Here is an 18,737-nt window from a genome sequence, read left to right on the forward strand (position 1 = left end):
ACCCTCACAATAATTTTTAACTAACTACTCTAATCTGCTCGATTATGCTTTTTTAGCTTTAGTAGTCTTAGTTGCTTTGGCTTTAGTTTCAACTTTTGGTTCAGCAGCAACTTTAGCTTTTGCTACTTTTGCAGGAGCTTTAGTTTTTTCGGCTACTGGCTCAGGCTTTGCTTTAGCTTTTACAGTTTTAGCGGCAGCTTTTGGAGCAGCAGGAGCAACTTCAGCAGCTACTTCGATTACACAGTTTTCAACTGAAAATTCTGAATTATAATTATATTTTGAAGCTTGTGTATCGTTTACCCAACGTCCGTCATTTAACAAGTAACGGTATTCGTAAGAACCTGATTGTAAGCTAACTGAAGCCTTTAATGAACCGTCTTTTTGTTGTTTTAAAGCAACACCTTTATTAGAGTCCCAATTGTTAAAATCACCCAATAAAATACCCGAAGTTGCACCAGCTGCTACATCGGCAGGAAGAAGAAAATCAATTTTTTTGCTTGACATAATATGTATTTTCGTTTGTTTACAATACAAAGTTTTGCATAAAAAAATATCTTTTCCTAAAAAAATCATTGAAAAGTGCAAAAATTCTTTTAAAAGTACAATTTTATTAAAGAATGATTAAAAAAATAAGCAATTTAAGTCGATATTTTAAGACTTAAATTGCTTATTATCAATGGGTTATTCGTTATTAGTAAACTGGTTATTTGTAATTACTAAATTAGTTTTTGTGTGCCATTAGGCACTAAATATTGGTAGAAAAAATAACAACCCATCAAAGAATGTGTGCCGTAGGTACACTACTTTTATTGTTGCGTACCTACGGCACGCTTACCATCAACGCTATTGCAATACTCTACCAATATTTAACCCCTAATGGGGTAGTTTCAAGCCATTTTTCAAATTACTTTGGAAAACTTGTGAATACTACTTTGTTTTCTAACAAGTCGATGACACATAATTGTTTAATAACAACCAATCACTAATTCTGATTAAATTGCTCAGTAATTACTTTGCGTAAAGCCTGATGCGGACGAAGGCCGTTATTGCGATAAACTTTCGGCCCTGCATCTGTTTTAGTGTCTTGAGCATTTCGCATCTGACGCACCGACGTACTTCTAAATTCTTCGTATTCTTCGTCGGTCATTTCGTCACGGTTGGCTTTGCCTTTTTCTAAACCATCATCAAACGTATTGATGCGGCGGTCTTGGTCGGCAACTTTCGAGCGGTTGAGCATATCTTCTATATGAGCCAAAATTTCTTTTCTTTCAGCTTTCAGTTCGGCTAAGTTGGGCAATAAAGCTAAGTCATTCTCTAAGATACCTTTTTGCGTAATTTGTTGAGCCAATTCGCCTTCGGCTGCTTTCAACTCTTCAATCAATTTCAGATTACGTTTCTTTATTCGGCGAATGGCTGGCCCAGCTTGCAGCCAACTGTACCAGTAAGCTTGCATAATCGGGAAGGAAATACCTAAACAAATAGCACCCGCAATGGCAAATAAAACACCACTCAAAATAAACGACATCAATGCCCACGGACTATTTACCAAATCAAGATTGAGTTTGTCGTAAGCTTTGAGTTGCTCATCCATTTTCTGAATAAGAGCCTGATTATCAGCAGGATTTGCCGCCGTTGGGTCCATTGGCTGGCTATTGAGCTGCATCGCCTTGATTTGCTTATTGATGCTCTCTTTTAGCTTATCGGTTTTGTAGGCTTCGTATCTGAACCAACCCAAAATAAGCATTGTAGCCACCGAAAAAGCCACTAAAAAACCTTGAAAAATAGCATAAGTACGCTTCGTTTTTGGCGAGTATTCGTTGATATATGGCTGCTCGACCAATCTATCATAAGCTGGTTTGAGTAATACCGAAAGCATCGCCAAGCCGATTGCAAAGGCCCAAGCCTCATAATTATCTCGGATATTGAGGGCATAAGCCACAATTTCGTGCGAAATAATCAAATCTCCAGTAACGAAAGCAATACCTGCCAACAAATACAAGATTCCGGCAAATAACGAGTACGGCGACTCATTACGGTTACGTTTGCCTTCGATTCGTTTGATATTTGCCAAGTTATCATCGATTTGGTCTTGCACGAAACTAACTTTTCGCCCGTGCGTATTCACACCCATGATGTATTCTTGCAGTTTATCGAACGAAGTTTTCTGTTTTTCTTTCGTTTCGGCTATTTCGGTATCAATTTTAGCCATTTCTTGTTTTTTCTCAGAAATGCGTTCTTGTAACCATTCGTAGGTTACGTGGCTTGAGATGTAGCCCTCATAAGGGTCATCATCTTGGTCTTTATCTTTTCGGATATTCTCAACACCGATCAAATAACCATGCTGGAAGTCTGAATTATAATAATCTTCTGGGTTTTCCATGTTTTTTGCTTTTAGCTGTTGGCTATTAGCTTTTAGCGTACTTTTTTGCTAAAAACTAACAGCTAATGTCTAATTTTCTATTTCAATATTATATTTATCCAAAAGCCCTCGGATATTGCTGAGCGAGAACCTTGCTTTTTTTATACGATTTAATTCGGGGTCGATTGAAAAATTTTGTGAGGTTCGTAAATCGACTTTTTCTAAGACTGTTCGTTCAAAAACTGCCGAAATAAATTCACAATTGTCAAAAACGGCACTCGTTAGGTCGGTTTCGGTAAAATCGGCTTCTTTCAGATTACAATTTTTAAATTTTGTGCCTTTCATTTTTAGCTTGTAAAAGCCAGCTAAATGCAAGAAACAGTCATCGAAACTAACCGAAAATAAAAACGGATTACATTCACCAAAATTTACGCCCAGCAACTTACAATTCGAGAATTTAACTTGTTTGAAGGCCGTATTACTGATTTTTACGTTGCTCAAGTTGCAGTCTTCAAATTCACACTCCACAAAATCGAAGTTCGAGATGTGTAAATTCGAGAAATCACAGTTAGTAAATGTACAGCCCTCGTATTCGCCTTTGCGGAGGCTTTCTTGGGTGAAATTTATTCCATTAAATTCTTCTTCTTCTATGATTGGTTTTATCATTACTATTCATCGGCGAACCAGAGATTCGCCCCACAAATGTTATTTCAAAATATCTTGTATCTGCTTGCCTGTTAGTTTTTCACGGTAGCTGCGAGCCAAATTAAACTCACTTTCAAAGAGTTTTACGAGCATTTCACGGCGTTCGTTGAGGCGTTTGAGTTCGGCTTCGGGAAGCTTTAGGGCATCAACGATTTTCCATTTTTCTACTCTTTGCTCATCAATTTCGAGTTTGAGTTTGGTTATTTCATCTTCCCATTCTTGGACTTTGTTGATTTTGTCTTTTTGTAAGCGAAGGTTATCAAACCAAATTCCCGAATCAGTTTTTAACACAGTCAGATTGCTCAAAAGTAGTTTTCCCGCAAACAAAAACAAGAAAAATACAAAGAAAAACAGGGCAAATGAGCGAAGAAAGCTCTGATTGTCAAGCGATTGCACAAATACAAAAACCGAAGCTGCCAGAGGCATTCCGACCTCTTCGAGGAGTTGTCGCCATGAAATGGAAGAATCTTTTTCGTGAAAAAGCGATTTCGGATTGAATAAATTGAACATTCCTGCCAAGAAAATTCCGAGTGCAATCACATAATGATTTTGCGGGAAATTAGTCAAAATAGATTCATCAATCAGATAATAGTTACCGATACACATCGCCAACGAAAGCACGATACCGATAAAAGTACGAGGGAGCTGATGGTCAGTACGTTCACGATTTTCGAGAACTCGTGCTTTTTCGGTCAGTTCGTTGATACGAGTTTCTTTTTGCTCAATGAGCAGATTTATCTCACCGATTTTTTCTGAGTGATACTCTACCGTTTTTTCGAGTTCGGCGGTTTGATGAGCAAAATAATTACGGATAGCCCCAATTTTCTCTTCTGCTTTCGATTCAGATAAACCAAAAATCACACCTTCATCACGCAGTGCATCTTCATTTTCGAGCCAAAATGGTATGATGTCCATTTCGGGTGAAAACGGCTGTACTTCAGATGTGGGAACTGTAATTACTTCTTGGGAAATTGGTACTTGTGGGGTATTCAAAACAATTGCTTCTTCGTCTGGCGAAGAGACAGTCGGTTTTGAACTAAAAAGGTTTTTTACTCGGTCAAAAAAAGACATGGGCTTATAGGCTCGTTTTAAGCACTCATGCTCACGGGTGTATTGGGAAAAATCGGGTGAGTCGTGTTTTTTTCGTACTCAATAATAGCAGTTATTATTTCACGAAAATATTTTTCACGTTCAAAATTTCCGCCAAAACCAGCGTCTATCATTATAGCAGCTTTTTCGTAAGCAATTGTGTATTCTCGGTGATTGCGTATCTTCATGGTGATTGAGGTTGGTAAATGTATGCCTACATATAAGCAACCACAATGCCATATTAACTCGAAATTGGGGAAAATATTTTGATTTTGAAAAAATAAAAGTGAAGAAGGGATTTTTCGATGGTTGAAGGGCGTAAATTTGTGACTGATTTGAATAAAAACGAGGTTTTGTAGAAGGTTTTATGAAACTGAAACCTTTCGGTAAATCAATCAGCTAAATCAAAGTTTAAGACGAAATGATTTCAATAATAGTAGCTACCGCCGAAAATGGCGTAATCGGAAAAGATAATCAATTACTTTGGAAGCTCTCAGCTGATTTGAAGCAGTTCAGAGTGCTTACAACGGGGCATTCGGTCATTATGGGACGCAAGACTTTTGAGTCAATCGGCAGGCCATTGCCAAATCGTACAAATATTGTTATTTCTCGCCAAAAAGATTTGGTTTTACCCGAAGGTATTCTAAAAGTAAACTCGCTCGAACAGGCCATCGAAGCTGCTAAAAATCACGCAGGAAATGAAGAAATATTCGTAATCGGAGGTGGAAATGTATATGAACAAGCCTTAAAAATTACAAATAAAATATATCTCACCGAAGTTAAAGCCAGCATCGAAGGCGATGCGTTTTTTCCTGCATTAGATACCAATGTATGGAAAGAAACTGCAAGAATTTCGCACCCAAAAGACGAAAAAAATGAATATGATTTTGATTTTGTTGAGTTGGTGAGGAAGTAGCACGATTTTCTAAATTGTGCTACATGCCATCCATTAAATAAAAAACCTTCATCTTCTTTGTTCTGCTGCTGGCGTTTGCTTATATTCGTTGTTTGGGCTTTATGCTCATCATTATTTTTATTTCAAACACTACTTTTTGGAGTCTTAAATTTGATTTACAGGCTAATCCTGCTCATTTTTGTGGTTTGGTTTAATTCTAAGTTTGAGAAATGACACAGATAAGATTGGTTTCACCCAAATTCCCAAGTGGGAGGGCTTCCTATTTTGTTAATATGAAAGTATCTACACTACAACCTTTTCAGATGGTCTATTCGTTATTCGAACACGAATATCTGGGATTTTTATTTGAAGCCTTTGTGGTGCAACTCAACAGTAAAGGCGAACTGACACTCCAAAATCAGAGTGTATCGTCGAAAAATATTTCCGAATTTTCCGAACGAATTGATGCCGATGATTTTACGCTCGTAAAACTTACCGAAGCCATTCAGCAAGATGCCGTTGTAAAGAAATTTAGTCCAAAAAAGCTCGCTCCACTTGATTTTTTCCTAAAGATATTCGACCCCGAAAAAGGAGATAAACTGCTCCAAGAAACGATTCACGGCTACATGGAAAAACACCGAGCCGAAATTTTGGAGAAACTGCTGAAAAAGCCACTTTATATTATGAGCAACGATGGCGACCCTACTTGGAAAGCCGTCAATAATATTCAAGAAGGAGCGAAAGCCTACTTTAATTTTATCCGAAACGAAGAAAATACGCATTATTTTCCGAGTATCAAATGTGGCGGCGAACGAGTACATTTTCAGTTTAAAAATGCCAGAATTTTGTGTGAAGAACCTGCTTGGCTACTCATTGACGATAAATTATATCATTTCGAGAAGCAAGTTGATGGCAAGAAATTAAAGCCTTTTCTGAATAAAAATCATATCATTATTCCTCGAAACATTGAGGAAACTTACTACCAAAAATTCATTGCTCCGCTGGTGGCTCAGTTCGATGTTTTTGCACAAGGATTTGAGATTAGATTCGAGAAACACGAACCCAAACCACTTTTATCTATTTCGGAAGTAATGGCCACAAAAAAAGTTGCCGTAGCGTTATTTGATAATAATGAGGAAGAAGAAGAAAATGATGAAGAAAACAAAATAGTTTTTGATTTATCGTTTCAGTACGGTGATTATACTTTTCGTTTCGATAATTTCTCGGCTGAGGCTTACGTAAGCGTCGAGCGGGCGGGCGATAGCTGGTTTTTTCATAAAGTAAAACGAGATTTGAAGTATGAAAAAACACAGGTAAACTTACTAAAAGATTTGGGTTTAGATGTGCGTCAGGGCCGTAGTTTAGTGCCAAAAAGACCCGCTTTTTCGTGGTTGCAGAGCAATGCAATAGTTTTGGAAGAAAATAATTTTGAGGTAAGACAAGTTGATAATAGCCAAAATCAAAAGCAATATTTCTTGGGCTATTCGTCGATTGAGGTGCATATCGAAGAAAAAAACGATTGGTTTGATATAAAAGCAAAAGTGCGTTTTGGCGAATTTGAAATTCCGTTTTTGAAACTTCGGAACTTGATTTTGGCCAATAAACGAGAGTTTACGCTGCCAAACGGACAAATTGCGGTCATTCCCGAAGAATGGTTTACGAGATATTCAGAATTATTTAGCTATGTTGATAAGCTGGATGAAAGTGACATTACGATTCTAAAAAAACATCATTTGGTTTTAGTACAAGATTTGACCAATGAAGGTTTAGCGTTTTCGGTCATTACTCGAAAATTGGAAAGACTACGAAACTTTGATAAAATTGGTCAATACGAACTTCCAAAAGGCTTAAATGCCAATCTCAGACCTTACCAAAAAGCTGGCTACGATTGGATGAGATTTTTGGCAGAATACAAATTAGGTGGCTGCTTGGCCGATGATATGGGTCTGGGTAAAACTATTCAAACATTAGCTTTCTTGCAATCACAAAAAGAACAAAATCAAAGTGAGAGTCTTAAAAACTCCCCTTTAGGGGCTGGGGGTGGACCTCCAACCTTATTGGTAATGCCTACTTCGTTGATTTACAATTGGTTAAAGGAAATAGAAAAATTCACGCCAAATCTCCGAGCGTTTATTTATACAGGCACAAATCGAGAGAAAAATACTGAACAGTTTGATAATTATGACCTGATTCTGACTTCCTACGGAATTCTCAGAATCGACATTGATTTTATCAAAGATTACCGATTCAATTACGTAATTTTGGATGAATCTCAATCAATCAAAAATCCAAGTTCGCATATTTCAAAGGCTGTTATGCAGTTAAATTCGGCCAATCGCTTGATTCTGACGGGTACGCCACTCGAAAACAGCACGATGGATTTATGGACACAAATGACGTTTATTAATCCAGGGCTTTTGGGTACGCAAAGTTATTTCAAAAACGAATACCAGATTCCGATTGAAAAACACCAAGACGAAAAGCAAAACAAGCGTCTGTATAGTTTGATAAAACCTTTCATGCTTCGACGCCACAAATCGCAGGTAGCAACCGAACTTCCGCCGAAAGTAGAAAGTATTCATTATTGCGATATGACCGAAGAGCAAGAAAAATGCTACGAAGAAGCCAAATCGTATTATAGAAATATCATTTTGGAGCAAATCGAAGAAAAAGGTTTCGGGAAATCTCAGATGGCGATGCTACAAGGTTTGACCAAATTACGCCAGTTGGCCAACCATCCACAAATGATTGATGAAGACTATGATGGAGATTCGGGTAAGAATGAAGAAGTGCTACAAAAACTCGAAACTATCATCGAAGAAGGTCATAAAGTGCTGGTTTTCAGTCAGTTTGTGAAACATTTGGATATTTACCGTGATTATTTGGAGAAAAATAATATTCGTTATTGCTACCTCGATGGCTCAACAACCAACCGCCAAGAGCAAGTAGATATTTTTCAGAATGATGATTCGATAAAGATTTTCTTGATTTCGTTGAAAGCAGGAGGTTTGGGCTTAAACCTGACAGCCGCCGAATATGTTTTCTTGCTCGACCCGTGGTGGAATCCTGCCATTGAAGCACAAGCCATTGATAGAGCACATCGAATTGGGCAGCAAAACACGGTTTTTACCTATAAATTTATCACCCGAAATTCGGTAGAAGAGAAGATTCTGACCCTACAGCGAAACAAACGCAAGCTTTTCGATAACCTCATCACAACCGAAGAAAACTTTGTAAAATCGCTCTCGAAAGATGATATTTTGAGCTTGTTGGAGTAGAAATCATAATTACCGCAAAATCCCTAAATCCCAACCGACTTTAAAGAATTTCTGAGGTGGTTGGGTTTTTATGTATTTGGGCATCTGAAAACCAACTTGTAGCCGCAATGCCGATTTCTTTTTCTGATTGTTTTCTTCTTTTACCGTTTCTTCAACGCCTTTCAAAGATAATCTTAACCCAAAACCCAAAAAAGTGGTCATTTCTTCTTTCAATTCTTGGTCGTTTTTTTCGTTTTCTTTAGCGTTCACTGCTTCATATTTTACTTTTTCCGCCAAAAGTAGCTTTGTTTTTTGGGCATAAGCATTTGTACTAAATATGGCGAGTAAGAGCAATAAAAAGGCTTTTTTCATAATTTTAGTATTGGATTTAGATAAAACGAATCATGCTAAGATTAGTTTTGATTTGTTTAGAAAATTGTGGTCAGATATTTATTAGCAAATCTAATCAGCTATTGGATATAAACAAAAAAGGTCAGGCAAAAACCTGACCTTAAAATATGTTTTCCGTGAGTCAAACAAAATTATCGAATTGCCACACTATGCGTGTAATCTTTATGGATTTCAAACTTTTTATTCCAGATTTCATCACCACTTTTGAGCGTAAACTGATATGAGCCTGCCGATAATGTTGAAATATCATATTTTGAAATAAAATTTCCCCAATCGTATCTTCCCAATTCTCTTTCATAAATTAAATGTGAGTTGGCATCGTATAAAGAAACCGTCATTTTTATTCCTTCTTTTTTCCAATATCTCAATTCTATCTTCTGCCCTTTTTCTATTGGACGAATGTTTGCCAAAAATAATTTTGATGGAGTTGCCAACGGAGTGAAATTTGGCTTTTCGGGAATTTCGCTTTCCGATGATTCTATGACAGTAGCAAGAAATTGTGCTTGAGTATTTAGGCTTAGGAAACAACCAAATACCATTAAAAGTGCAAGTTTTTTGAATGCGTTTGTAAAGTTTTTCATGTGCGTAAGTGTTAGATTATTGATAAAGAAATTTGTATAACTATTTAGTTTACAGTTACTTATGTTTTAATTCTTTCACTAAAGAATCTATTACAATGTTGAAAATTTTTCTAAACACTTCAAATAGCACTCTCCGAATAGTACAAGTACTCGGTTGGAAAATTCAACGAATATTAGAATAATACCGTAAGTTCATCTTAAAGTTTTATGAGATTTTGGCTTATTTTTCAATAAAAAAGGCTTGAAATGTGTTTTCAAGCCTTGAATTATTTATTATTTTGGATATACTATTTGTGCGTAAATCCATCGGTTAGCTTTTCAAAAGCCTCCATAATTTGATATTTGTAAGGATTATCTCGTCGAAAAATAATTGATACAGGAACAACTTCTTCTCCAGACGTTAGTAAAATTGCATCAGTTTTCAGATAATTCTCATTCTGAAAAGCGAGAAACCATCTTGAAAACTTTCGCTCTCGGGCAAATTGTTTTTCGTCAGATGTATCGCAAATATAAATGGTAATTGTTTGATTATTTCTTTCGTAAAAATCGTCAAATATTTTGGCTATTGTAATACCCATATTTGAGTCAAGACGTAGATTTTGTTGATTGGGATTAGAAAAAACAGCAATGACAAACTCAAAAGTATTTTGTGCAAAAGGCTCGTTTGAGTCAAATAAATAGGGGAAGGGCTTAAATTTTATCTCATAAGCTATATCATTTTTTGTTACGAAGAAATAGCGGTTATCTTCTGTTCCCGAAAAATAAAACTCATAAGATTTTATTTCACTCATTTTGGCATTTTATTTTTAGCTCTTAATGAAGAAACAATTTCTTGAAATTTTGGATTTTTTGCATCTTCCAAAATCTCTAACTTTGTCAATTTCTTTCTTTCCAAAAGAAGATTAGCCAAAGCCCTACGGTTTCGGATACGCTCTTCAACAGATATTGGTACTACTGATGTTGACATTTTCTGTAATTTTATTGATTCAAAGCTAATTAGTATTTGGTAAAAACGCAAGTTAGGGTTTGAAGATTTATATTGCCAACAAAAAAGGTCAAGCAAAATGCTCGACCTTTTTTGTGTTTTATATAAAGAGAACAAGAATTCTACATTCTTAATTCTCAATTTTTCATTAATTAAACATACTCTCTGCGTTGCTTCGCTGCCTCTTGTTGTCTTTTCTTTTCGGCTGCTGCTTCGAGTTCTGCTTTGCTACCAACGATAATGTTTTGGTATTTACGGTTACCAGTTCCGGCTGGAATCAAGTGACCAACGATAACGTTCTCTTTCAAACCTTCGAGTGTATCACGCTTACCTCTTACGGCAGCTTCTGATAATACTTTAGTTGTCTCTTGGAACGATGCCGCTGACATGAATGATTCTGTACCGAGCGATGCCGTAGTGATACCTTGTAATGTAGGACGAGCAACCGCTGGCATAGCATCACGAACCACGAGTTGTGCTAAGTCAGCACGTTTCAAGCGGCTATTTTCGTCACGCATTTCACGAGCAGTGATGATTTGTCCTGGTTTGAACTTATCAGATGCACCTGCGTCCATTACAACTTTCTTATCAAGAATCTTATCGTTTCCTGCACGTACAACCCACTTATCAACCATTTGGTTATCTAAGAAGAGCGTATCGCCAGAGTCAATAACCTCTACTTTTTGCATCATTTGGCGAACAATCGTTTCGATGTGCTTATCAGAGATTTTTACCCCTTGCTGACGATATACGGCTTGTACTTCGTTTACTAAGTATTCTTGTACAGCGGTTGGCCCTTTGATACGAAGAATATCGGCTGGCGTGATAGCTCCATCAGAAAGTGGGTCACCTGCCAATACGAAGTCTCCGTCTTGTACTAAGAATAGTTTCGACAAAGGCACCATGTATTTCATCTTGATACCATCTTTCGCCTCAACAAAAATCTCACGGTTACCACGTTTGATAGCACCGTATTGTACGATACCGTCAATCTCCGACACAACCGCAGGATTTGATGGGTTACGAGCCTCAAATAACTCAGTGATACGAGGCAAACCACCCGTAATATCTCGGTTCATGTTGATGGCACGAGGAATCTTAGCTAAGATTTGTCCAGCTTTGATGATTTTGCCATCTTCCACCGTCAAACGAGCCAATACTGGCAAGTTGTAGGCTTTTTCTTCTTCACCATTGCTTGTTCTTACGATGATTGAAGGGTTTTTCGTACGGTCTTTCGATTCGATGATAACTTTATCACGGAAACCGGTTTGCTCATCGGCTTCTTCTTTATAAGTGATGTTCTCTTCGATTGCATCGTATTCTACAACTCCATCAATATCAGCAAGGATAACGGCGTTGAATTGGTCCCAATGGCAAAGTGTATCACCTTTGGCAACTTGTTGTCCGTCTTTTACTTCCAAAGTAGCACCATAAGGTACGTTATTTACGATAAGTACGTTGTTTGTACCTGTTTCGATGATACGAATCTCACCACGACGACCCAACACTGTTGTAATTTCGTTACCTTCACGGTCAGTTGACTGTACGGTACGCATTTCTTCGAGTTGGATTGTTCCAGCAAATTTCGCTTTGATGTTTGCTTCCGAAGCAACGTTTTGGGCAGTACCCCCTGTGTGGAACGTACGGAGTGTAAGCTGAGTACCTGGCTCACCGATTGATTGTGAGGCAATTACACCAACTGCTTCGCCACCTTCCGACATACGGCCAGTAGCCAAGTTACGTCCATAACATTTCGCACAAACGCCCGTTTGTGTTTCACAAGTCAATACCGAGCGAATTTCTACTGTTTCGATAGCTGTTTCGTCGATTTCTGCCGCAATTTCTTCGGTGATTTCTTCGCCAGCTTTTACGATAAGTTTCTTCGTCAATGGGTCAATTACATCATAAACCGATGTACGGCCCAAGATACGCTCAGAAAGTGGCTCAACGATGTCTTCGTTGTCTTTCAAAGCCGAAACTTGAATACCACGTAAAGTTCCACAGTCGATTTCGTTTACTACTACGTCTTGAGCAACATCGTGCAAACGACGAGTTAAGTAACCAGCATCGGCAGTTTTTAGGGCTGTATCGGCCAAACCTTTACGAGCACCGTGTGTTGAGATAAAGTATTCGAGTACGTCGAGACCTTCTTTGAAGTTAGACAAGATTGGGTTTTCGATGATTTCTCCAACCGAGCCTTGAATATTCTTTTGTGGTTTCGCCATCAAACCTCTCATACCACCTAACTGACGCACTTGTTCTTGCGAACCACGAGCTCCAGAGTGCATCATCATATAAATTGGGTTGAAACCTGCTTGGTCTTCTTCCAATTGTTTCAATAGAATCACACGCATCGAACTATTTACACGTCCCCAAATATCAATGATTTGGTTATAACGCTCACGCTCAGTAATGATACCGAACATATAGTTGTTTTGTACTTCTTCTACTTCTTTTTTCGCATCTTCAACGAGTTTTGCTTTTTCTGGCGGAACAATGATGTTGTCCAAACCGATTGACAAACCTCCACGGAAGGCTGTTTGATAACCCAATTGCTTGATGTCATCTAAGAATTGTGCTGTACGAGCATAACCAGCTTCTTTGAATACACGACCAATAAGCTGTTGTAGCTTTTTCTTAGTCAATAATTCGTCGAGGTAACCTACTTCTTCAGGTACACACTGGTTAAACAAGATACGTCCAGCAACGGTATCAACGATTTTCCAAACTAAGTTGCCGTTTTCGTCTTTTACCTTCACACGACACTTAATGTGAGCGTGTTTTGAAACCGCACCTTCGTTCATCGCAATGATTACTTCTTCTGGCGAGTAGAAAGTAAGACCTTCACCTGGCTCTTTGTGAGTTGGTGTTGACTTACGTCCTTTCGTTACGAAGTAAAGACCCAACACCATGTCCTGAGAAGGTACAGTGATTGGAGCTCCGTTGGCAGGGTTCAAGATATTATGAGCAGCCAACATCAAGATTGAAGCCTCCATGATTGCTTCCTGACCAAGCGGCACGTGAACGGCCATCTGGTCACCGTCAAAGTCAGCGTTGAAGGCTGTACAAACGAGTGGGTGCAATTGGATTGCTTTTCCTTCCACCAATTTAGGTTGGAAAGCTTGGATACCAAGTCTGTGGAGCGTAGGGGCACGGTTCAAAAGAACAGGGTGTCCTTTCAATACGTTTTCCAAAATATCCCAAACTACTGCATCTTTTCTGTCAACGATTTTCTTAGCAGATTTTACCGTCTTAACGATTCCACGCTCAATTAACTTTCTGATAATGAACGGTTTGAAAAGCTCGGCCGCCATATCTTTTGGTAAACCGCACTCGTGTAGTTTCAATTCTGGACCTACAACGATTACCGAACGACCAGAGTAGTCAACACGCTTTCCAAGTAAGTTTTGGCGGAAACGTCCTTGCTTTCCTTTCAACATATCTGAAAGTGATTTCAAGGCACGGTTCCCTTCCGAACGAACAGCGTTTACTTTACGAGAGTTGTCGAACAATGAGTCAACAGCCTCTTGTAACATACGTTTTTCGTTACGTAAGATTACTTCTGGAGCTTTGATTTCTAACAAACGTTTCAAACGGTTGTTACGAATAATCACACGACGGTAGAGGTCATTCAAGTCAGAAGTTGCGAAACGACCACCATCCAATGGCACGAGCGGACGCAATTCTGGTGGAATAACTGGCACCATACGGATAACCATCCACTCAGGTTTATTTTCGATACGAGTGTTTGCATCACGTAAAGCTTCTACGATTTTCAAACGTTTCAAGGCATCAGCCTTACGTTGTTGTGAAGTATCGGTAGCCGCAGCGTGACGAAGGTCGTATGATAATTGGTCTAAGTCAAGGCGAGAAAGCATCATTTCTAAAGCTTCAGCACCCATTTTGGCGATAAATTTATTAGGGTCTTTATCGTCGAGCATTTGGTTATCACGTGGCAATTTGTCCATGATGTCCAAATATTCTTCTTCAGTCAAGAAGTCGTTTTTAGAAACGCCATCTTCACCTTTGATACCCGGTTGGATAACGACGTATCTTTCATAGTAAATAATTTGGTCGAGTTTCTTCGACGACATACCTACTAAGTAACCAATTTTGTTTGGTAAACTACGGAAGTACCAAATGTGAGCCACAGGCACAACGAGTTCGATGTGTCCCATACGTTCACGACGTACTTTCTTTTCGGTAACTTCTACACCACAACGGTCGCAGATAATACCTTTGTAGCGAATACGTTTGTATTTACCACAGTGACATTCCCAGTCTTTTACCGGACCGAAGATACGCTCGCAAAACAAACCGCCCATTTCGGGTTTGTAAGTACGATAGTTGATTGTCTCAGGTTGAGTAACCTCGCCAAAAGAGCTTTCTAAGATTGACTCTGGTGAAGCCAAACTGATAGTGATGCTCTGGAAGTCACTATTGAGTTTTTTATTTTTCTTTAAAGACATTTTCAAGTATGATTGATGTGAAAATGATAAGCTCATTTTGAGGTGTGTAATTCCGTAGAAAAACACACCTTTATTTTTTCAGACTACTGCAAAGTAATCTCTAATGCTAAGCCTCGTAATTCGTGAACCAATACGTTGAATGATTCTGGGATATTTGGTTTTGGCAAATTCTCTCCTTTTACGATTGCTTCGTATGCTTTGGCACGACCCAATACATCATCAGATTTTACAGTCAAGATTTCTTGTAAGATATGCGATGCACCGAATGCTTCCAATGCCCAAACCTCCATCTCTCCGAAACGCTGACCACCAAATTGTGCTTTACCACCCAATGGTTGTTGCGTAATGAGTGAGTATGGTCCGATTGAACGGGCGTGCATTTTATCATCAACTAAGTGACCGAGCTTCATCATATACATGATACCTACGGTTACTTTTTGGTCGAATGGCTCACCAGTCAAACCGTTGTATAGTTGAGAACGTCCGTAAGGTGGTAAACCTGCTTCTGCCAATTCGGCTGATACTTCTTCTTCAGTAGCACCATCAAAGATTGGCGTAGCATATTTACGGCCTAATTTTCTACCCGCAAGACCCAATACAACTTCGTATAGCTGACCGATGTTCATACGAGAAGGTACACCAAGTGGGTTCAACACGATGTCCATTGGCTGACCTTCTGCTGTAAATGGCATGTCTTCATCACGAACGATACGAGCTACAACCCCTTTGTTTCCGTGACGACCAGCCATTTTATCACCCACTTTCAACTTACGTTTCTTAGCGATGTAAACTTTAGCCAATTTCACGATACCTGCTGGTAATTCGTCACCAACTTCCAATACAAAACGCTCACGTTTGAATCGACCGATTACTTCGCTACGACGAGCCAAGTAGTTCTTACAAAGTGTTACGATTAGTTTGTTGAAAGCAGGGTCTTCTGTCCAACCATCCAAGATAACATCGCCCAATAAGTTTACTTCTTCAGGTACATTATATTGGCTTTCGTCAACATAATTGTTTTTGTCTGGGAATAAATTATTGGTGATGTTTGCACGGTTGAATTTCATGCCTTTAGAGATAAGTTCGTCTCCAAATTTATGTTTCACACCTACAGTTGTTTTGCCATCAAGCAATTCAACCATTTTATCAATCATCAATGCACGGAGTTCGATTAATTGGCGTCCGTGTTTTTTCATCAATGCTTTTAATTCGTCTTTGTGTTTCGAACGCTCTTCTTTGCTTGGGCGAGAGAAAAGTTTTGTGTCGATAATTACACCATCCATTGATGGTGGTGCTTTTTTCGAAGCATCTTTCACGTCACCTGCTTTATCGCCGAAGATAGCACGGAGGAGTTTTTCTTCTGGAGTTGGGTCTGATTCTCCTTTTGGAGTAATCTTACCGATTAGAATATCTCCTTCACGTACACGTGTACCAGTGCGAACGATACCGTTTTCGTCGAGGTTCTTCACTGTTTCTTCCGAAACGTTTGGAATCTCAGCCGTTAATTCTTCTTCACCACGTTTTGTATCACGTACTTCGAGTTCGTATTCTTCGATGTGAATTGATGTGAAAATATCTTCACGAACAACTCTTTCAGAGATTACAATCGCATCCTCAAAGTTATATCCTTGCCAAGGCATGAAGGCAACCAAGAGGTTACGTCCGAGAGCAAGCTCTCCGCCTTGAGTAGCATATCCTTCTACAAGGATTTGACCTTTTTTCACTTCTTGGCCTTTCAATACAATCGGACGAATGTTGATACAAGTATCTTGGTTCGTACGGCGATGTTTGATAAGTTCATAAGAAGTTACGTTTGTATCGAAGCTCACCAATGATTGCTCGTGAGTCCAGTTATAACGAACCTTGATAACATTTGCATCAACGTATTCGATAACACCATCTTCTTCGGCAACTACTAAAGTACGTGAGTCACGAGCCAAACGGCCTTCGAGACCTGTACCTACGATTGGAGCTTCTGGACGCAACAATGGCACCGCTTGACGTTGCATGTTCGAGCCCATCAAGGCACGGTTGGCGTCATCATGCTCAATGAATGGAATCATTGAAGCGGCCACTGATACAATCTGATTTGAGGCAATATCCATGTAGTCGATTGAATCAGGAGTCTTCATTGGGAAGTCACCTTCATAACGACACTTCAATGTATCAACCAAGAAGTTTCCTTCGGCATCAACATCGGCAGTTGCCATCGCAATATTTTTTCCGTCTTCTTCTTCGGCAGTTAAGTAAACCAATTCTTTGGTTAATTTACCGTTTTCAATCTTAACATAAGGGGTTTCGATGAAGCCCATGCTGTTAATTTTGGCATACGTACAAAGTGACGAAATCAAACCGATGTTTGGACCCTCTGGCGTTTCGATAGTACACAAACGACCGTAGTGCGTATAGTGAACGTCACGAACCTCGAAACCTGCACGCTCACGGCTCAATCCACCTGGCCCGAGTGCCGACATACGACGCTTGTGCGTGATTTCGGCCAATGGGTTGGTTTGGTCCATGAACTGTGATAGCTGGTTGGTTCCAAAGAATGAGTTGATTACCGATGAAAGCGTACGAGCGTTAATCAAATCAACTGGTTTGAAATCTTCGTTATCACGAACGTTCATACGTTCTTTGATTGTACGGGCCATACGAGCCAAACCTACACCAAATTGTGCGTAAAGTTGCTCTCCTACGGTACGTACACGACGATTCGATAAGTGGTCAATATCATCGACAACTGCTTTTGAGTTAATCAATGAGATAAGGAACTTAACGATTTCAACGATATCTTGAGTTGTCAATACACCTGTTTCGAGTGGTGTAGTGAGGTTCAATTTTGTATTTACACGGTAGCGACCTACTTCTCCTAAATCATAACGTTTATCAGAGAAGAACAAACCTTGGATAATCTCACGGGCTGTTGCTTCGTCTGGTGCTTCTGTATTACGTAACTGACGGTAGATTTGCTCAACGGCCTCTTTTTCAGAGTTTGAGCTATCGCGTTGTAACGTATTATAGATAATGTTAAATTCTGATACGTTGGCATCTTCACGGTGCAAAATGATTGATTTTTGCTCAGTGTTTAAGATAGTGTCAATGTCATCGTCAGAGATGATAGAGTCACGCTCTAAGATTACCTCGTTACGGTCGATAGAAACAACCTCACCAGTATCTTCATCTACGAAGTCTTCTGTCCATGTACGTAATACACGTGCGGCAAGACGACGACCGATTGCTTTTTTCAAGGCTTCACGCGTGCCAGGAATTTCTTCCGACAAACCGAAAAGGTTAAGGATGTCTTTATCAGACCCGAAACCGATTGCACGAAGCAATGTTGTAACTGGGAATTTTTTCTTACGGTCGATGTACGCATACATTACATTGTTTACGTCAGTCGAGAATTCAATCCACGAACCTTTCATCGGGATTACACGAGCTGAGTAAAGTTTCGTTCCGTTAGTGTGCTTGCTCATTGAGAAGAACACCCCTGGCGAACGGTGTAATTGTGATACGATAACACGCTCAGCTCCGTTGATAACGAATGAGCCACGACCATTCATGTATGGAATGTTACCGAGGAATACTTCTTGCTCGATTGTCTCGAAGTCTTCGTTGTCGGTATCATTACAAATCAAACGCAATTTTGCTTTTAAAGGCACAGCGTAAGTAAGACCACGGTCAATACACTCATCAACTGAGTATTTTGGTGGGTCGATGGTGTAATCGACGAATTCCAACACGTAGTTTTCACGTGAGTCGGCGATTGGGAAGTTTTCGGCAAATACATTGAAAAGCCCTTCCATTTTGCGATTTTCGGCTGGAGTCTCAATCTGGAAAAAATCTTGAAAAGATTTTACCTGAATATCCAAGAAGTCTGGGTATTCGATGAGCGGCTTTACCGTTGCGAAACTTTTTCTACCGGTTTCTGTCAGATTCAAGGTTTGAAAAGTTTTAAGTGATATAAAATTTTTAAACTTTTTGTT

At 39.2% G+C, this 18,737-nt stretch carries 13 protein-coding genes; 2 read left to right on the forward strand and 11 right to left on the reverse strand.

From position 1 onward, the window contains the following. Nucleotides 1-42: 42 nt before the first annotated feature. From IEX65_RS07785 to IEX65_RS07805, 5 genes are all read right to left on the reverse strand, one after another. Nucleotides 43-504: an isoamylase early set domain-containing protein gene (locus IEX65_RS07785; RefSeq protein WP_188765480.1), complete on the reverse strand. Its 462-nt coding sequence runs from the start codon at nucleotides 502-504 to the stop codon at nucleotides 43-45. 478 nt (nucleotides 505-982) lie between these two features. After that, complete coding sequence (locus tag IEX65_RS07790; RefSeq protein ID WP_188765481.1) at nucleotides 983-2,380, reverse strand: hypothetical protein; 1,398 nt, start codon at nucleotides 2,378-2,380, stop codon at nucleotides 983-985. 69 nt (nucleotides 2,381-2,449) lie between these two features. After that, nucleotides 2,450-3,025 (reverse strand): pentapeptide repeat-containing protein, encoded by a 576-nt coding sequence (locus IEX65_RS07795; protein ID WP_188765482.1) that lies wholly within the window; start codon nucleotides 3,023-3,025, stop codon nucleotides 2,450-2,452. 39 nt (nucleotides 3,026-3,064) lie between these two features. Next, complete coding sequence (locus IEX65_RS07800; RefSeq protein ID WP_188765483.1) at nucleotides 3,065-4,135, reverse strand: hypothetical protein; 1,071 nt, start codon at nucleotides 4,133-4,135, stop codon at nucleotides 3,065-3,067. 17 nt (nucleotides 4,136-4,152) lie between these two features. Beyond that, nucleotides 4,153-4,341: a hypothetical protein gene (locus tag IEX65_RS07805; protein WP_188765484.1), complete on the reverse strand. Its 189-nt coding sequence runs from the start codon at nucleotides 4,339-4,341 to the stop codon at nucleotides 4,153-4,155. A 233-nt stretch (nucleotides 4,342-4,574) separates the two neighbouring features. Here IEX65_RS07805 and IEX65_RS07810 point away from each other — a divergent pair, with 233 nt between their 5' ends. Together IEX65_RS07810 and IEX65_RS07815 are read left to right on the forward strand one after the other, a co-directional pair. Next, on the forward strand, nucleotides 4,575-5,069 hold the full coding sequence (locus IEX65_RS07810) for a dihydrofolate reductase (RefSeq protein WP_188765485.1): 495 nt from the start codon (nucleotides 4,575-4,577) through the stop codon (nucleotides 5,067-5,069). Nucleotides 5,070-5,341: 272 nt separating this feature from the next. Further along, complete coding sequence (locus tag IEX65_RS07815) at nucleotides 5,342-8,326, forward strand: DEAD/DEAH box helicase (RefSeq protein WP_188765941.1); 2,985 nt, start codon at nucleotides 5,342-5,344, stop codon at nucleotides 8,324-8,326. Nucleotides 8,327-8,335: 9 nt separating this feature from the next. Here the strand turns inward: IEX65_RS07815 and IEX65_RS07820 are convergent, their stop codons facing one another. The 6 genes from IEX65_RS07820 to rpoB all read right to left on the reverse strand — a co-directional run bounded on the left by IEX65_RS07820 (nucleotide 8,336) and on the right by rpoB (nucleotide 18,692). Further along, a complete protein-coding gene (locus IEX65_RS07820; protein WP_188765486.1) occupies nucleotides 8,336-8,677 on the reverse strand; it encodes a hypothetical protein in 342 nt (113 codons plus the stop codon). 170 nt (nucleotides 8,678-8,847) lie between these two features. Beyond that, the gene (locus tag IEX65_RS07825; RefSeq protein ID WP_188765487.1) at nucleotides 8,848-9,297 is read right to left on the reverse strand and encodes a T9SS type A sorting domain-containing protein; all 450 of its coding nucleotides are present in this window, start codon (nucleotides 9,295-9,297) and stop codon (nucleotides 8,848-8,850) included. A 287-nt stretch (nucleotides 9,298-9,584) separates the two neighbouring features. Then, nucleotides 9,585-10,088 (reverse strand): DUF6169 family protein, encoded by a 504-nt coding sequence (locus tag IEX65_RS07830; RefSeq protein WP_188765488.1) that lies wholly within the window; start codon nucleotides 10,086-10,088, stop codon nucleotides 9,585-9,587. After that, a complete protein-coding gene (locus IEX65_RS07835) occupies nucleotides 10,085-10,264 on the reverse strand; it encodes a hypothetical protein (protein ID WP_188765489.1) in 180 nt (59 codons plus the stop codon). The genes IEX65_RS07830 and IEX65_RS07835 overlap by 4 nt, the downstream gene beginning before the upstream one ends. Before the next feature lie 170 nt (nucleotides 10,265-10,434). After that, nucleotides 10,435-14,751 carry a DNA-directed RNA polymerase subunit beta' gene (rpoC, locus tag IEX65_RS07840; RefSeq protein ID WP_188765490.1) on the reverse strand — a complete coding sequence of 1,439 codons (4,317 nt, stop codon included), beginning with the start codon at nucleotides 14,749-14,751 and terminating at the stop codon, nucleotides 10,435-10,437. Between the two features lie 83 nt (nucleotides 14,752-14,834). Then, nucleotides 14,835-18,692 carry a DNA-directed RNA polymerase subunit beta gene (rpoB, locus tag IEX65_RS07845; RefSeq protein ID WP_188765491.1) on the reverse strand — a complete coding sequence of 1,286 codons (3,858 nt, stop codon included), beginning with the start codon at nucleotides 18,690-18,692 and terminating at the stop codon, nucleotides 14,835-14,837. Nucleotides 18,693-18,737 lie beyond the last annotated feature (45 nt).

The organism is Emticicia aquatilis (assembly GCF_014644295.1).
Lineage (GTDB): Bacteria > Bacteroidota > Bacteroidia > Cytophagales > Spirosomataceae > Emticicia > Emticicia aquatilis.

Coding starts and splice junctions, on each gene's coding strand:
- IEX65_RS07815 (WP_188765941.1), top strand. CDS start 5,342: ATGAAAGTATCTACACTACAACCTTTTCAGATGGTCTATTCGTTATTC.
- IEX65_RS07820 (WP_188765486.1), bottom strand. CDS start 8,677: ATGAAAAAAGCCTTTTTATTGCTCTTACTCGCCATATTTAGTACAAAT.
- IEX65_RS07785 (WP_188765480.1), bottom strand. CDS start 504: ATGTCAAGCAAAAAAATTGATTTTCTTCTTCCTGCCGATGTAGCAGCT.
- IEX65_RS07810 (WP_188765485.1), top strand. CDS start 4,575: ATGATTTCAATAATAGTAGCTACCGCCGAAAATGGCGTAATCGGAAAA.
- IEX65_RS07835 (WP_188765489.1), bottom strand. CDS start 10,264: ATGTCAACATCAGTAGTACCAATATCTGTTGAAGAGCGTATCCGAAAC.
- IEX65_RS07805 (WP_188765484.1), bottom strand. CDS start 4,341: ATGAAGATACGCAATCACCGAGAATACACAATTGCTTACGAAAAAGCT.
- IEX65_RS07825 (WP_188765487.1), bottom strand. CDS start 9,297: ATGAAAAACTTTACAAACGCATTCAAAAAACTTGCACTTTTAATGGTA.
- IEX65_RS07790 (WP_188765481.1), bottom strand. CDS start 2,380: ATGGAAAACCCAGAAGATTATTATAATTCAGACTTCCAGCATGGTTAT.
- IEX65_RS07795 (WP_188765482.1), bottom strand. CDS start 3,025: ATGATAAAACCAATCATAGAAGAAGAAGAATTTAATGGAATAAATTTC.
- IEX65_RS07830 (WP_188765488.1), bottom strand. CDS start 10,088: ATGAGTGAAATAAAATCTTATGAGTTTTATTTTTCGGGAACAGAAGAT.
- rpoC (WP_188765490.1), bottom strand. CDS start 14,751: ATGTCTTTAAAGAAAAATAAAAAACTCAATAGTGACTTCCAGAGCATC.
- IEX65_RS07800 (WP_188765483.1), bottom strand. CDS start 4,135: ATGTCTTTTTTTGACCGAGTAAAAAACCTTTTTAGTTCAAAACCGACT.